Origin of the sequence: Streptomyces sp. NBC_00466 (assembly GCF_041433995.1) — a bacterium.
Taxonomy (GTDB): Bacteria; Actinomycetota; Actinomycetes; order Streptomycetales; family Streptomycetaceae; genus Streptomyces.
The window spans coordinates 4,788,585-4,802,791 of record NZ_CP107896.1 but is presented as its reverse complement, the minus strand read 5'-3'; the positions used below and the strand labels follow the sequence as shown (position 1 = coordinate 4,802,791).

Below are 14,207 nucleotides of genomic sequence, written 5' to 3'. Positions count from 1 at the left end.
CCTGTGCGGGTCCCGCGCAGGGGGACCCTGTGACATCGCGTTCGAAATTGGCTCGCCCGCCGTGGGGCCCCGCTGGTAGGGATGGCTCATGGATACCGAGCTGAAGGTACTGCGCCGGGACAACATGGACACCTGGTACGGGGGGCTGATGCGGGCCTTCGGCGGGGTGGACGAACCGCCCGAGGAGCGCGCGCTCTGGGACGACATCACCGAGTTCGAGCGCTCGATCGGCGCCTGGGACGGTGACGAGTGCGTGGGCACGACGGGGGCGTTCAGCTTCAAGTTGTCCGTGCCGGGCGGCGCGTGCGTACCGGCGGCGGGCGTGACCATGGTCAGTGTCGCCGCGACGCACCGGCGGCGCGGGATCCTGACGTCCATGATGCGGCGGCAGTTGGACGACGTACGGGCGCTCGGTGAGCCGCTGGCCGTACTGACGGCTTCGGAGCCCGCGATCTACGGCCGGTTCGGATACGGCATCGCCTCACGGCAGTTGACGGCCGAGATCGACACGTCGCGGGTGACGCTCGCGGTCCCGGCGGGGACCGACGCCGTACGGCTGCGGTACGCGCCGGTCGAGGAGGTGGCCGCGCAGTGCGAGGCGCTGTACGTGCGCTCCGTCGGTTCGCGCCCCGGGATGCTCCAGCGGAATCCGGGCTGGGAGCGGCTGCCGCTGCTCGACCCGCCCGGCGAGCGTGGGGGTGCGTCGCCGCTGCAGTGTGTGCTCGCCGAGCGGGATGGCGAGTTGGTGGGGTACATCCGTTTCCGTACGAAGCCCGATTCGGACGCGGCGGGCCCCAAGGGTTCCGTCACACTGCAGAGCATCGACGCGGTGGACCCGGCGGCGTGTGCGGCTCTGTGGCGGTTCCTGTTCGGCATCGACCTGATGTCGACGCTGCATGTCCGCAACAGGCCCCTGGACGACCCCTGGCAGTATCTGGTGTCGGATATCCGCCGGTGCCGGCTGCAGGTCCGCGATGTGCTGCATCTGCGGCTCGTGGATGTGGGGGCCGCGCTCGAAGCCCGTACCTACCGGGTCCCGGTGGATGTGGTGTTCGACGTCGAGGACGCCTTCTGCCCCTGGAACAGCGGGCGTTGGCGGCTGACCGGAGACGCCGGGGGCGCGGCCTGCGTACGGACCGACGACCCGGCCGATCTCGAACTGTCCGTGCAGGAGCTGGCCGCCGCCTATCTGGGCGGTACGCCGCTCGCCGCGCTGGCGGACGCCGGTCTGGTGCGGGAGCTGCGGCCGGGGTCGCTGGCCCTGGCGTCGCTCGCCTTCGGTTCGGAGAAGGCGCCCTGGCTGCCGCACGGCTTCTGACCGGTCGCGCGGGCTTCTAGCGCTGCTGGCAGTCCGGGCACCAGAAGAGGTTGCGGGCGGCCAGCGGTGCGGTGCGGATCTCGGCGCCGCAGAGGTGGCAGGGCATCGCGGCCCGGCGGTAGACGTACACCTCACCGCCGTGGTCGTCGACCCTCGGCTCCCGGCCGGTCGCCTCGGGCATGTGCTCGGGGCGGACGGTGTCGATGCGGTTGTTCCGTACGCCCTCCCGCATCAGGGCCGCCAGGTCTGCCCAGACAGCGTCCCACTCGGCGCGGGTCAGGTCCTTGCCCGCGCGGTACGGGTCGATGCCGTGCCGGAAGAGGACCTCGGCGCGGTAGACGTTGCCGACGCCCGCGATCACCTTCTGGTCCATGAGCAGGGCGGCCACGGTCGTACGGGAGCGGGAGATCCGGGACCATGCGCGGTCGCCGGAGTCCGCGGGACGGAGCGGGTCGGGGCCGAGCCGGTCGTGTATCGCCTGCTTCTCGCCGTCCGTGATCAGCGCGCAGGTGGTCGGGCCGCGCAGGTCGGCGTACGCCTCGTCGTTGACCAGGCGCAGGCGGACCGTGTCGGTGGGCGGTACGGCGGGCGCGCTGCCGAAGCCCAGCTTTCCGAACAGACCGAGGTGGATATGGACCCAGCCACCCGCGCCGAAGCCCAGGAACAGGTGCTTCCCGTGCGCCTCGGCGGTCTCCAGGGTGTGCCGGTCGATGAGCGCCGCGCTGCCCGAGAACTTGCCCTGCGGGCTGGAGGCACGCACAGGCCGGCCGCCGAACCTCTCGAAGTGGTCGGCGGCCAGTCGGTGGATGGTGTGGCCCTCGGGCACGGAAGAAGTTAGTCCTTCTGCGGGTGGTGGGCCGGAACGGGCGGCAGGTCGCCGGTCGCCTCGTACGCGGTGAGCATGTCGATGCGGCGCTGGTGGCGCTCCTCGCCGGAGTACGGGGTGTTGAGGAAGATCTCCACGAACTTCACCGCCTCCTCCTGCGTGTGCATCCGGCCGCCGACGGAGATGACGTTGGCGTCGTTGTGCTCGCGGCCGAGCGCGGCGGTCTGCTCACTCCAGGCGAGCACCGCCCGGACACCCTTGACCTTGTTGGCCGCGATCTGCTCACCATTGCCCGAGCCGCCGATGACGACGCCGAGGCTGTCGGGGTCCGCGGCCGTCTTCACGGCGGCCCGGAGGCAGAACGGCGGGTAGTCGTCCACGGCGTCGTAGATGTGGGGACCGCAGTCCACGGGCTCATGGCCGTGGGCGGTGAGCCACTCGACGAGGTGGTTCTTGAGTTCGTAACCGGCATGATCGGAACCGAGGTACACGCGCATGCTTCGAGTGTGGCACGCCGGGTAGGTGGGACGCCTGGTCGGGGCACGTATTGCGTGACCCGTTCGCGACAATTAAGGACAGAGAGCATGAGTGCTGCACCTCCTTCGCGGGTCGCTGACAGATCACCCGGCGGTGATTCCCCTGACGGACTTCAGGCAGGTCTGAAGAACCGCCATCTCTCGATGATCGCCATCGGTGGTGTGATCGGCGCGGGGCTGTTCGTGGGCTCCGGGGCCGGGATCAACGCCGCGGGCCCCGGCATCCTGCTCTCGTACGCGCTGACCGGGCTGCTCGTCGTCCTGGTGATGCGGATGCTGGGCGAGATGGCCGCGGCGGATCCGGTCTCCGGTTCCTTCTCCACGTACGCCGACCGGGCGCTCGGCCGGTGGGCCGGGTTCACCATCGGCTGGCTCTACTGGTTCTTCTGGGCCGTGGTCCTGGCCGTGGAAGCGACCGCTGCCGCGTCGATCCTCACCGGGTGGGTGCCCGCGATACCGCAGTGGGCGTGGGCGCTCCTGGTGATGCTGGTACTGACCGGCACCAACCTGGTCTCGGTCGGCTCCTTCGGCGAATTCGAATTCTGGTTCGCCGGGATCAAGGTCGTCTCGATCATTGCCTTCATCGTGATCGGGCTGCTCGCGGTGTTCGGCCTGCCGCCGGGCCACGACCCGGCCGGGATGAGCAATCTGACCGGGCACGGCGGATTCCTGCCGAACGGGCCGGGCGCGATCCTCTCCGGGATGCTGCTGGTCGTCTTCTCCTTCATGGGCTCGGAGATCGTGACGCTGGCCGCCGCCGAGTCGCCCAACCCGGTACAGGCCGTCCGCAAGGCGGTCAACAGCGTGATCTGGCGGATCGCGCTGTTCTACATCGGCTCGATCTTCGTCATCGTCACGCTGCTGCCGTGGGACTCCAAGGCGGTCACGGCCAGTCCGTACGTGGCCGTGCTCGACTCGCTGGACATCCCCGGCGCCGGCACGATCATGGACATCGTGGTGCTGACCGCGGTGCTCTCCTGTCTCAACTCCGGTCTGTACACGGCCTCCAGGATGGCCTTCTCGCTCGGTCAGCGCGGTGACGCCCCGAAGGCGTTCGCGACGGTCAACCGGGGCGGCGTACCCGCCGTCGCGATCTGGGCGTCGGTCGCGTTCGGCTTTGTCGCGGTGTTCTTCAACTACATCGCCCAGGACACCGTCTTCCAGTTCCTGCTGAACTCGTCGGGCGCGGTGGCGCTCTTCGTCTGGCTGGTCATCTGCTTCTCGCAGCTGCGGATGCGCCGCAGGATCGAGCGGGAGAACCCGGAGCTGCTGACCGTACGGATGTGGCTGTACCCGTATCTGACCTGGGCGACGATCGCCCTGATCCTCTTCGTGGTCGGCTACATGCTGTACGACACCGACGGACGCAAGCAGATGCTGCTCTCGGTGCTGGTGGCCGCGCTGGTGCTGGTGGTCGCGGTGGTACGGGACCGGCGGCGGAAGACCGTCGCGGAGGCGGCTCCGGCCGCGGCCGACGGCTGATCCGTACACGGACGCGCACCTGCGGGAGGGGCCGCACCCAGTGAACCGGGTGCGGCCCCTCCCGCATGTCTGTCCGTCGGGCGCGCGGGTCAGCCGCGGCGGCCCGCCAGCTTCCAGGCACTCGGCAGCGCGCCCATCGCGAGGGCCGCCTTCAGCGCGTCGCCGACGAGGAACGGGACAAGGCCGGCGGCGATGGCCGCGGAGGCCGAGAGGCCGGTGGTCAGCGCCAGGTACGGGACACCGACCGCGTAGATGATCGCCGAGCCGAGCACCATGGTCCCCGCGGTACGCAGCACGGACCGGTCGCCGCCGCGCCGGGCCAGTGCGCCGACCACGGCCGATGCGAGCAGCATGCCCAGGACGTAGCCGAACGTGGCGCCGCCGGCGCCCGACGCGCCGTCGGCGAACCACGGCATACCCGCCATGCCCACCAGCGCGTACACCGCGAGGGAGAGGAAGCCGCGGCGCGCGCCGAGCGAGGCGCCGACCAGGAGCGCGGCGAAGGTCTGCCCGGTGACCGGGACCGGGGAGCCGGGGATCGGCACGGCGATCTGCGCCGCTATGCCGGTGAGCGCGGCGCCGCCGAGCACGAGCGCGATGTCACGCGTACGGGTTGCGGGCAGCAGGTCGGCGAGAACCGCTCCGGGGCGGGTGGTGGCGACAGCAGTGCTCATCGGGACTCCGCGGGTGAGGACAGGTGGGAACAGCCTGACGTTAGCGCGGTGGACCGGCCGGGATCACCATCAGCGGCCCACAAAGCGGGGGTTGGGGCTTTGGTTGGTTTCATACAAAGCGGGTGGTTGAACCATCTTCGTGCGTGATGCTCGTCACTGGAGGTCCTGGGCAGGTGTATCTCCATTGCGGAACCGGTGGCCGCTTGGGGACACTGTGGGATCTCACCAAAACGTTCAGCGAAAACGTCCGGCCGAGACGTCCAGCCCCGTCACCCAGAGCATCGCGAGCATTGACATGTCCGAACCACTCCAGACTGAGCCACTCTCCGCCGGTCTGAAGCAGCGCCACCTGACCATGCTCGGCCTGGGCGGGGTGATCGGCGCCGGGCTCTTCGTGGGTTCGGGCGCGGGCATCGCGGTCGCGGGCCCCGGCATCGTCGTCTCCTATCTGATCGCGGGCACTCTCGCGATGCTGGTGATGCGGATGCTCGGCGAGATGTCGTCGGCGCTCCCCGCGTCCGGTTCGTTCTCGGTGCACGCGGAGCGGGCGCTGGGGCGCTGGGCCGGGTTCACGGTGGGGTGGCTGTACTGGTTCCTGCTGGTGGTCGTCCTCGCGGTGGAGGCGACGGCCGCGGCCCAGATAGCCAACGGCTGGGTGCCCGGCATACCGCAGTGGACCTGGGTGCTGGTCTTCATGGTGGTCTTCACCGTCGCCAACCTCGCGGCCGTGCGGAACTTCGGCGAGTTCGAGTTCTGGTTCGCGGCGCTGAAGGTCGGCGCGATCGTCCTCTTCCTGGTGCTCGGGCTGCTGGCGGTCTTCGGCGTGCTCCCGGACACCGACCCGGTCGGGCTGACCAACCTCACCGGCAAGGGCGGCTTCCTGCCGCACGGCTGGCACGGCGTCATCTCCGGCGTACTCGCGGTCGTCTTCGCCTTCGGCGGCCTCGAGGTCGTGACGATCGCCGCGGCGGAGACGCAGAACCCGGTGCGCGCGGTCAGCCGGGCGGTGCGCAGCGCGGTGGTCCGGATCCTCTTCTTCTACGTGGGGTCGATGCTGGTCATCGTGACGGTGCTGCCCTGGAGTGCGCAGAAGGCGGGGCTCTCGCCGTATGTGACGGTGCTCGACTCGATCGGCGTGCCGTCCGCGGGAACCATCATGAACATCGTCGTCTTCGTGGCGATGCTCTCCGCGCTGAACGCCAATCTGTACGGCTCGTCGCGGATGATCTTCTCGCTGGCCGAGCGGGGCGAGGCGCCGCGCGGGCTGCTCAAGGTCACCGGCAGCGTGCCGCGCCGGGCGGTCCTCGCCTCCGTCACCTTCGGCTTCGTGTCGGTCCTGCTCAATCTGGAGTGGCCGGACTCGGTCTTCCTCTACATGCTCAACGCGGTCGGCGCGGTGCTGCTGTTCGTCTGGGCCCTGATCGCCGCCTCCCAGCTGCGGCTGCGCCGCAAGATCGAGCGGGACACCCCGGAGCTGCTGCAGCTCAGGATGTGGGGCTTCCCGTGGCTGACGTGGGCGACGCTGGCCGGTCTGGCCGCCGTCTTCGTCCTGATGCTGACCGATGCCACGGCGCGCCCGCAGCTGCTCTGGTCGCTGGGCGCGACGGCCGTGGTGCTGGTGGCCGCGGGCGTACGGGAGTTGAGCGCGCGGCGCGGTTAGCGGACCGCTGGGATCCGACGCGGTCCAGAGGCAGAGGTACCGGAAGGGCGGGCGCCGTACAGGGCGCCCGCCCTTCCGGCTGCCCGCGCCCGCCCGCACGGCGGTACGGCACGACGCCCGCACGGCAGTACGGCGGGCCCTCCCGCACCATCACTGCACCTGCTGCTAGCCTGCACTTGCATATAGCTTGCAATAAGCAGTCGGAGGGCTCGGACGACATGGCGACTTACACACTTCCTGAACTTCCGTACGACTACGCGGCGCTGGAACCGGTGATCAATCCCCAGATCATCGAGCTGCACCACGACAAGCACCACGCGGCGTATGTGAAGGGCGCGAACGACACGCTGGAGCAGCTGGCGGAGGCGCGCGACAAGGACCAGTGGGGTGCGGTGAACGGGCTGGAGAAGAACCTCGCGTTCCATCTCTCCGGTCACATCCTGCACAGCATCTACTGGCACAACATGACCGGTGACGGCGGCGGCGAACCCCTCGACAAGGACGGCACCGGCGAGCTCGCCGGTGCGATCGCCGAGTCGTTCGGCTCCTTCGCCAAGTTCAAGGCCCAGCTGACCAAGGCCGCTGCGACCACCCAGGGTTCGGGCTGGGGCGTCCTCGCGTACGAGCCGGTCAGCGGGCGGCTCATCGTCGAGCAGATCTACGACCACCAGGGCAACGTCGGCCAGGGCTCGGTGCCCGTCCTGGTCTTCGACGCCTGGGAGCACGCCTTCTATCTGCAGTACAAGAACCAGAAGGTGGACTTCATCGAGGCGATGTGGAAGGTCGTCAACTGGCAGGACGTGGCCAGGCGTTACGCCGCGGCCAAGGAGCGCGCCGACGTGCTGCTGCTCGCACCGTGACCCCGCAGGCCCACGGCCGTGTGGGCCCATGACGTCCTGCTCGTGATCGTCTTCTCAACCTTCACCTGCGGGCGGATGAAAAACAGCCGGCCTCCGCGAGGACATGACTCGCGGAGGCCGGCTGTCTGTCGGCGTCGGCCGGCCGGCCCAGGAATTCGGCCGGAGGCTCAGTCGAAGACCGGGCCCTGGGTGCGGGTCCGCTTGATCTCGTAGAAGCCGGGGATCGAGGCGACCATCAGGGTGCCGTCCCAGAGCTTCGCCGCGTCGTCGCCCTTGGGGGCCGGGGTGACGACCGGGCCGAAGAACGCGATCTGCTCGCCGTCGGTGCCGGGGACCGCGATGACCGGGGTGCCGACCTCCTGGCCGACCTTGTCGATGCCGTCGTGGTGGGAGGCGCGCAGCTCCGCCTCGTAGTCGAACGGGCTCTGGTCCGCGTAGTCGAGCAGCTCGGCGGGCAGGCCCACCTCGTCCAGCGCGGCCGCGATGGCCTCCCGGGTCGGGCCCTGGCCCTCGTTGTGGAAACGGGTGCCCAGCGCGGTGTACAGCTTGCCGACGACCTCGTTACCGTGCTTCTGCTGGGCGGCGACGACGACCCGCACCGGCGCCCAGGCCCTGACGGCGAGCATCTCGCGGTATTCCTCGGACAGGTCGTCGAGCCGGTCCTCGTTGAGCACCGCCAGGCTCATCACGTGCCAGCGGACCTCGACGTCCCGGACCTTCTCGACCTCGAGCATCCAGCGGGACGTCATCCACGCCCACGGGCACAGCGGATCGAACCAGAAGTCGACGGGGGTCTTCTCGGACATGTCTCTCCTCGGGAGGCGCACTTCTCAACTGCGGCAACTCTTCCGCTGCAACACCCCGGGACGGCCCCGCCATTCCCGGCTGACTCCCCCGAGCGGTGCGTGGGAGGATTCGGACAACGGATCGTATACACGAAGGAGTGCCCGTGCCCGGTGAGAATCTGTCCCGCGACGAAGCCCGGAGGCGGGCCGAGCTCCTCTCTGTCGACGGGTACGCGGTCGCCCTCGATCTCCGCTCGGCGGTCGGGGACGCCCCGGACGGCGAGCCACGTACGTTCCGCTCGGTGACGACGGTGCGGTTCCGTTCGGCCGAGGCGGGCGTCTCCACCTTCGCCGATCTGATCGCGCCGTCGGTGACATCGGTGACGCTGAACGGGCGGGAGCTGGACCCGGCCGCCGTCTTCGACGGGGCCCGGATCGCGCTCGACGGGCTCGCCGCCGAGAACGTCCTGGTCGTGGACGCGCAGTGCGCGTACAGCAGGACCGGCGAGGGTATGCACCGCTTCGTCGACCCGGAGGACGGCGAGGTCTATCTGTACACGCAGTACGAGCCCGCCGACTCGCGCCGGGTCTTCACCAACTTCGAACAGCCCGACCTGAAGGCGCCCTACACCTTCGAGGTGACCGCGCCAGAAGGCTGGACGGTGTGGAGCAACGGCGTCGGCGAGCGGACCGACGGGGTGTGGAACTTCGCGGAGACCAAGCCGATCTCCACGTACATCACCGCGGTGGTCGCCGGCCCGTACCACCATGTGACGGATGTCTACCGCCGGACCCTGGCCGACGGGACCGAGCTGGAGATCCCGCTCGGCGCGCTCTGCCGCAAGGGTCTCGCCCGGCACTTCGACGCCGATGACATCTTCCTGGTGACCAGGCAGGGGCTGGACTTCTTCCACGACCACTTCGACTTCCCGTACCCCTTCGGCAAGTACGACCAGGCCTTCGTGCCCGAGTACAACCTCGGCGCGATGGAGAACCCGGGCCTGGTGACGTTCCGCGAGGAGTACATCTACCGGGGCAAGGTGACGCGCGCGGCGTACGAGCGCCGGGCCAACGTCATCCTGCACGAGATGGCCCACATGTGGTTCGGCGATCTCGTCACCATGGTCTGGTGGGACGACCTGTGGCTGAAGGAGTCCTTCGCGGACTTCATGGGCTCCTTCTCGATGGTGAACGCCACGCGCTTCACCGACGGCTGGATCACCTTCGCCAACAACCGCAAGGCCTGGGCGTACCGCGCCGACCAGCTGCCGTCCACCCATCCGGTCACGGCCGACATCCGTGACCTGGAGGACGCCAAGCTCAACTTCGACGGGATCACCTACGCCAAGGGTGCGTCGGTGCTCAAGCAACTGGTCGCCTATGTCGGGCAGGACGCCTTCCTGGAGGGCGCCCGCCGCTACTTCAAGCGGAACGCGTACGGGAACACCCGCCTCGGCGATCTGCTGTCCGTACTGGAGGAGACCAGCGGCCGGGACATGGTGTCCTGGTCGCGCTCGTGGCTCCAGACGGCCGGGGTCAACTCGCTGACGCCCGCCATCGTCCACGACGCGGAGTGCCGCATCACGGAGCTGACCGTCCTCCAGGACGCGGCCGATTCGCACCCCGAACTGCGGCCCCACCGGGTCGCTGTCGGGCTGTACCGGGTCGAGGACGGGGCGCTGGTGCGGTACGCGCGCGCCGAGGCCGATGTGTCGGGGCCCCGTACGGTCGTGGCCGAACTGGCCGGTGCCGAGCGGCCCGACCTGGTGCTGGTCAACGACGACGACCTCACGTACTGCAAGATCCGCTTCGACGAGGGCTCGCTGGACACGCTCCGCGAGCACCTCGGCGACATCACCGATCCGCTCGCGCGGGCGCTCTGCTGGTCGGCGCTGTGGAACCTGACCCGGGACGCGCTGATGCCGGCCAGGGACTTCATCGCCCTGGTCCTGCGGTTCGCGGGCCGTGAGTCGGACATCGGTGTGCTCCAGATGCTGCACGCCTGGGCGCGGAGCGCGCTGCTGCACTACGCGGCGCCCGACTGGCGCGGGGAGGGCGGGCAGTTGCTCGCCGAGGGCGCGCTGCGCGAACTGCGGCTGGCCGGGCCCGGCAGCGAGGCCCAGCTGACCTGGGCACGGTTCTTCGCAGCCACCGCGACGACGGACAGCGACTTCCAGCTGATCCAGGGGCTGCTCGACGGCTCGGCGAAGATCGACGGGCTCGACGTGGACCAGGAGCTGCGCTGGGAGCTGCTGGCCCCGCTCGCCGCGCACGGTGTCGCCGACGAGCAGGGCATCGCGGCGGAGCTGGCCCGCGACGACACGGCGTCCGGCAAGCGGCACGAGGTGCGCGCGCTCGCCTCGCGCCCATCGGCGGAGGTCAAGGCCGAGGCGTGGACGGCGCTCGTGGACTCGGACACGCTCTCCAACGCGCTGGTGGAGGCGACGATCGGCGGGTTCGGACAGGCGTCGCAGCGCGAGCTGACCGCCCCGTACGCGCCGAAGTACTTCGAGGTCATCGAGCGTATCTGGACCGAGCGTTCGATCCAGATCGGGATGCTCGTCGTGCGGGGCCTCTTCCCGGGGCTGCAGGACAACCGGTCGACGCTGGACGCGACCGACGCCTGGCTGGAGGGGCACCAGGACGCGGCGCCCGCGCTGCGCCGGCTCGTCCTGGAGGCGCGGGACGACCTGGCACGTTCGCTGCGCGGCCAGGAGTGCGACGCCGGCGCGGGGTCCGCGGCGGACCGGGCCGTCTGAGTCCGAGAGTCCGCTCCGCGGTCTGAAAAGCAGCCGGCTGCTCCCTGAGCGGGCCGCCGCCTGGGCCAATCGGGCGACGGCCTGCTCGGCCATCGAACGGGCTTACTTTAGGACGGTGTTGTCCGGTTTTGCCGACAGTTGTGTAACAGGGGTTAGCGGGCGGCGGGAGCGTGGGCATCTCCGGTGCATGAACCGCGATACCTCCCTCTGCGGGGAGACCTCGTCCCCGCTCTCCCCCCGTTCCCTCTGTCACTCCGCCGGCGTCCACAGCCGGGTGCTCTCCGCGCCGCAACTGCGCGAGCACGGGGTGACGGCGGCCCGCGCGGCCGCCCAGTGCCGGCCCGGAGGCCCCTGGCAGCAGCTGCTGCCGGGGGTCTTCGTGCTGCACCCGGGCCCGCCGACCGGCGAGGAACGGGTGCACGCCGCGCTGCTGTACGCCGGGCGGCCGCCGGCGGAACGGTCCGGGAAGGTGCCGTCCCAGCCGCGCCGGGAGGTGGTGCAGGACGCTCCGGTACCGGACGCATCGGTACCGGACCCTTCGGCGACCGGTCCTGCCCGGTACGGCAACACGATGGTCACCGGCCTCGCCGCGCTCGCGCTGCACCGCTTCTCGGCCGCTCCCCCGCTGATCTCCGTCGACCGGATCGACGTGCTGGTGCCGCGCACCCGCAGGCTCCGCTCCACCGGCTGCGCCCGGATCGTCCGCGCGCACACCCTGCCGGGGGCCCAGCAGATCGACGGGGTACCGGTGGCGCCCGTGGAGCGGGCGCTGGCCGACGCGGTCGCCGAACTCTCGGACGCGGACGCGGTACGCCGGCTCCTCACCGAGGCCGTGCGCGGCGGGCACTGCGAACCCACTGCCCTGGTCAGGGAACTGACCCTGGCCCGGCTGCTCTCGCGCGAGCTGGTGTCCGACGCGGTGGACTCGCTGCTCGCGGAGGGGCGTTCGCTCGCCGAGGACCGGCTCTACGGTCTGGTGCGCGACCAGGCGCTGCCCGATCCGCTGTGGAACGTGGAGCTGCGGCTTCCCGGCGGGCCCTCGCTGGGCGGTGTGGACGCCTACTGGCCCGACGAGGCGGTGGCTGTGGAGCTGGACACCCGGGCGGTGCCCCGTGCGCGTTCCGGTCATGGGGCCGGAGGCGCGGCCGGGTGTGCGGCCGACAGCGATGCGGACGTGCTCGGTTCGCCGTACGCCCGCAAGCGCGACCATCTGGAGCGGCTCGGCATCACGGTCGTCCATCTGACGCCTGCCAAGCTGCGTGACGCACCGGCGCAGCAGGCGACGGTGGTGCGCACCGCCCTGATGGCCGCCGAGGACCGCGCGCCCGCCGCCCGTGTGGTGGTCCTGCCCCGCTGACCCGGGAGCCGGGAATCGGGAGCCGGGAATCGGGGACCGGAGAGACGGGAGCCGGCAGTCGGGCGCCGCGGACGGCGGCGCCCCGGGGCGCGGATCAGCGCTTCCTGAGGACCAGTTCGGTGTTCCGGTCGCCGGCCGTTCCCGAGAGATCCGTACGGGAGCCGGGCGCGTTGAAGGACAGCTCCCGGTAGAGCGCAGCGAGGCCGGTCTGGGAGAGGTCGGTGAAGTCCGTACGGTGCGGGGCCGCCGACTCGACCAGGGTGGTGAAGAGCGAGAGCGTGCCGTCCTTGTTGTCGACCAGCTCGAAGACCCGGGCGAGCTGCGGGAAGTCGATGTGCGACGCGGTGGTGACCTCCCAGAAGGAGCCGTGCGACTGGATCTTGTTGCGGTGGCTGTGGCCGTTGATCCAGGCGACCGTGTTGCGGTGCTTGCCGAGGAGGGCGACGATCTCGTCGCCCGAGTGGTTCCGCTCGCCGGGACGGGCCGGGTCGGGGTGGGTGTTGGTGATGGTCCAGCTGTTGTGGTGGCTGAAGACCAGGACGTGTTCGCCCGCATGGGCCTTGAGCGTCCGCTCCAGCCAGTTCAGCTGCGCGGTGCCGACCGTACCGGTGAAGTGGCCGCCCCTGCCGGTGGTGTCGAGGCTGATCCCGAGGACGCCGGGTGCGACCCGGAAGGTGTAGTAGAGGGTGTCGCTGTCGAGGTTGGCCCGGGTGTAGCCGTGTCCCACCGGACCGGCGCCCGCGTGTGCGGGGTCGAGGTGCGCGGTGAGGTACTCGCGCGGGGTGAACGGGGCGCGGGCCGGGTCCGGGGTGATGTGGCGCAGGTCCTTGCCGTGCCTGCGGACCAGGGCCGCGAAGTGGCTGCCGTCGAAGTCGCCGTTCCGCTGGTCCGTGGCCAGCTGGGTCCGCGCCTCGGCGGCCGGGATCTCGTACAGCTTCCGCCCGCCGACCGCGAAGTCGGCCAGGAAGTGGCCACGGGCCGCCATGGATCCGCTGGTGAGCGAGTCGTGGTTGCCGACGGTCGAGTACCAGGGCATCCGCAGTCCCGGGCTGTTCACCGGGCGGACGGCCGCCGCGAGGAAGCCCTCGACGCGCGGGAAGCCGCGCTGCTTGTCCGTGTCGCGCAGGGCCGTGTCCGGGTGCCAGAAGTGCTTGATGCCGGAGTCCTGGACCCCTTCGTAGCGGCGCGGGTCACCGGTGTTGGGGGTGATGCGGCCCCCGCTCATCACCTTGAGGAACCAGCCGAGTTCGGCGTGGGAGTTGTTGTCGGTGTTGTCCCCGGTGGTCATCACGAAGGAGAGCGGCGCCCCGGTGGCGGGACCCGCACGCAGCGCGTTGACGCGTTCGACCAGGGACACGGCGCCCGGCACCGTGAGTGCTTCCTGAGGGCGCCAGGCGGCGGTGTCGGCGGGGCGCAGGAACTCGCCGCGCACCGGGTGCTGGACGTCGGTGAGGTGCAGGTCGGTGAGCTGGACGAAGGCGGCGAGTGCGGTGCGCCGGGCGGCGCGGCCGGCGCCCGCAGGGGCGAGCCCGTCCCGTACGACCCGGCCCCAGCCGGGGCCGTCGCCCAGCCGCCGGTAGCCGCTGCCCGGGTGGCCGGTGCGGGGGGCCGCCGATGTGAGCAGGGTGGTGCCGGCCGGTGACGGTCCGGCGGGCGTGGTGGGTGCGGTGGGCGCGGAGCGGAGTGCGGCGGGTACGGCGGCGCCGGGCGTGGCCGGAGCGGGGGCGGCTGAGGCGCCGCTCCCGGTCCCGATGGCCGTACCGACGCCGGCCGATACGGCCGCGGCCCCGGCGACGGCGAGAAAGGCGCGGCGGTCGAGAGCGCGGGCGGCGGAACGCATACGTGACATGGCTCGGTCTCCCCGGGTGCGGACGGCTGCGACGGCGGGGCTGGAATTTCCCCGCTCCTCTGGATGGTTGGCAGCGGGCATGACCTGTGCGTGAACGAGGC

Annotated in this window: 11 protein-coding genes; 6 read left to right on the top strand and 5 right to left on the bottom strand. The window is 70.7% G+C overall.

Going from position 1 to position 14,207, the window contains the following annotated elements; translation table 11 throughout:
* Positions 1–88 precede the first annotated feature (88 nt).
* A complete protein-coding gene (locus OG210_RS21480) occupies positions 89–1,318 on the top strand; it encodes a GNAT family N-acetyltransferase (RefSeq protein WP_328326554.1) in 1,230 nt (409 codons plus the stop codon).
* Positions 1,319–1,334: 16 nt separating this feature from the next.
* Here OG210_RS21480 and OG210_RS21475 read toward each other — a convergent pair whose 3' ends face one another.
* Positions 1,335–2,144: an Fpg/Nei family DNA glycosylase gene (locus OG210_RS21475; RefSeq protein WP_371538316.1), complete on the bottom strand. Its 810-nt coding sequence runs from the start codon at positions 2,142–2,144 to the stop codon at positions 1,335–1,337.
* Between the two features lie 8 nt (positions 2,145–2,152).
* Positions 2,153–2,641 (bottom strand): ribose-5-phosphate isomerase, encoded by a 489-nt coding sequence (locus tag OG210_RS21470; RefSeq protein ID WP_328326558.1) that lies wholly within the window; start codon positions 2,639–2,641, stop codon positions 2,153–2,155.
* Positions 2,642–2,728: 87 nt separating this feature from the next.
* Between OG210_RS21470 and OG210_RS21465 the strand changes: the two genes are divergently transcribed.
* Complete coding sequence (locus OG210_RS21465) at positions 2,729–4,162, top strand: amino acid permease (protein WP_371538314.1); 1,434 nt, start codon at positions 2,729–2,731, stop codon at positions 4,160–4,162.
* Between the two features lie 89 nt (positions 4,163–4,251).
* On the opposite strand, the gene OG210_RS21460 is transcribed toward OG210_RS21465, so the two are convergent.
* Positions 4,252–4,836, bottom strand: a complete 585-nt coding sequence (locus OG210_RS21460; RefSeq protein ID WP_328326562.1) for a biotin transporter BioY — start codon at positions 4,834–4,836, stop codon at positions 4,252–4,254.
* Between the two features lie 295 nt (positions 4,837–5,131).
* On the opposite strand from OG210_RS21460, the gene OG210_RS21455 reads away from it, so the two are divergent.
* Entirely contained in the window at positions 5,132–6,496 is a 1,365-nt protein-coding gene (locus OG210_RS21455; protein ID WP_328326564.1) for an amino acid permease, read from the top strand.
* Positions 6,497–6,714: 218 nt separating this feature from the next.
* The gene (locus OG210_RS21450; RefSeq protein ID WP_328326566.1) at positions 6,715–7,356 is read left to right on the top strand and encodes a superoxide dismutase; all 642 of its coding nucleotides are present in this window, start codon (positions 6,715–6,717) and stop codon (positions 7,354–7,356) included.
* Between the two features lie 167 nt (positions 7,357–7,523).
* On the opposite strand, the gene OG210_RS21445 is transcribed toward OG210_RS21450, so the two are convergent.
* Positions 7,524–8,162 carry a DsbA family protein gene (locus tag OG210_RS21445; RefSeq protein ID WP_328326568.1) on the bottom strand — a complete coding sequence of 213 codons (639 nt, stop codon included), beginning with the start codon at positions 8,160–8,162 and terminating at the stop codon, positions 7,524–7,526.
* A gap of 143 nt (positions 8,163–8,305) precedes the next feature.
* Here OG210_RS21445 and pepN point away from each other — a divergent pair, with 143 nt between their 5' ends.
* Positions 8,306–10,900 (top strand): aminopeptidase N, encoded by a 2,595-nt coding sequence (pepN, locus tag OG210_RS21440; RefSeq protein ID WP_371538310.1) that lies wholly within the window; start codon positions 8,306–8,308, stop codon positions 10,898–10,900.
* A gap of 187 nt (positions 10,901–11,087) precedes the next feature.
* The gene (locus tag OG210_RS21435) at positions 11,088–12,257 is read left to right on the top strand and encodes a hypothetical protein (protein ID WP_371538307.1); all 1,170 of its coding nucleotides are present in this window, start codon (positions 11,088–11,090) and stop codon (positions 12,255–12,257) included.
* Positions 12,258–12,351: 94 nt separating this feature from the next.
* Here the strand turns inward: OG210_RS21435 and OG210_RS21430 are convergent, their stop codons facing one another.
* Positions 12,352–14,106, bottom strand: coding sequence for a TIGR03767 family metallophosphoesterase (locus tag OG210_RS21430; protein WP_371538304.1), 1,755 nt, complete (start codon positions 14,104–14,106; stop codon positions 12,352–12,354).
* Between the last annotated feature and the right edge of the window lie 101 nt (positions 14,107–14,207).

Coding starts and splice junctions, on each gene's coding strand:
- OG210_RS21470 (WP_328326558.1), bottom strand. CDS start 2,641: ATGCGCGTGTACCTCGGTTCCGATCATGCCGGTTACGAACTCAAGAAC.
- OG210_RS21455 (WP_328326564.1), top strand. CDS start 5,132: ATGTCCGAACCACTCCAGACTGAGCCACTCTCCGCCGGTCTGAAGCAG.
- OG210_RS21435 (WP_371538307.1), top strand. CDS start 11,088: ATGAACCGCGATACCTCCCTCTGCGGGGAGACCTCGTCCCCGCTCTCC.
- OG210_RS21480 (WP_328326554.1), top strand. CDS start 89: ATGGATACCGAGCTGAAGGTACTGCGCCGGGACAACATGGACACCTGG.
- OG210_RS21465 (WP_371538314.1), top strand. CDS start 2,729: ATGAGTGCTGCACCTCCTTCGCGGGTCGCTGACAGATCACCCGGCGGT.
- OG210_RS21460 (WP_328326562.1), bottom strand. CDS start 4,836: ATGAGCACTGCTGTCGCCACCACCCGCCCCGGAGCGGTTCTCGCCGAC.
- OG210_RS21430 (WP_371538304.1), bottom strand. CDS start 14,106: ATGTCACGTATGCGTTCCGCCGCCCGCGCTCTCGACCGCCGCGCCTTT.
- OG210_RS21450 (WP_328326566.1), top strand. CDS start 6,715: ATGGCGACTTACACACTTCCTGAACTTCCGTACGACTACGCGGCGCTG.
- OG210_RS21445 (WP_328326568.1), bottom strand. CDS start 8,162: ATGTCCGAGAAGACCCCCGTCGACTTCTGGTTCGATCCGCTGTGCCCG.